Raw genomic sequence first — 469 nt, 5'->3', positions numbered from 1 at the left:
ACCCAGCACCTAGTCGAACTGATCGGCAAGGCCGAAAAGGGCGAGAACTTCTACGAAACCAACCTGTTCGACGGTTCCGAAGACGCCAACAAGGTGATGACCACCACCGTCGTCGTCGGCAAGAAAACCAATTCCGACAAGGCCGACCCGGAGGCTCCGGCACTGGCGAAGCTCGCCACCGACAAATACTGGCCGGTCGACATCGCCTATTTCGACGACACCGACAAGACAGGCGAAGAGGTGCCGGAATACCGCATCAGCTTCAAGCTGCATGAGAACGGCATCACCCGCGATCTCGTCATGGACTATGGCGACTTCTCGATGACCGGCAAGCTGGTCAACCTGTCGCTGTTCGACCAGACGAAACCCTGCCCGGCAAAATAGGGCTTCATCCGGCCGGTTGATTAACCTCGGCACGGCGTGGCCGTGTCGAACGACTTGAACGTGCCGCAATCGTCTCTCAACCTCT

At 58.2% G+C, this 469-nt stretch carries 1 protein-coding gene; it reads left to right on the top strand.

Going from position 1 to position 469, the window contains the following annotated elements; genetic code table 11:
• A partial coding sequence (locus EN935_RS39995) for a DUF1849 family protein (RefSeq protein WP_127374451.1) occupies nt 1-384 on the top strand: 384 nt, incomplete at its 5' end.
• Between the last annotated feature and the right edge of the window lie 85 nt (nt 385-469).

The organism is Mesorhizobium sp. M7D.F.Ca.US.004.03.1.1 (genome assembly GCF_003998635.1).
Taxonomy (GTDB): Bacteria; Pseudomonadota; Alphaproteobacteria; order Rhizobiales; family Rhizobiaceae; genus Mesorhizobium; species Mesorhizobium loti.
The sequence above is the reverse complement of the archived record's forward strand: the minus strand, read 5'-3'. Positions and strand labels throughout refer to the sequence as shown.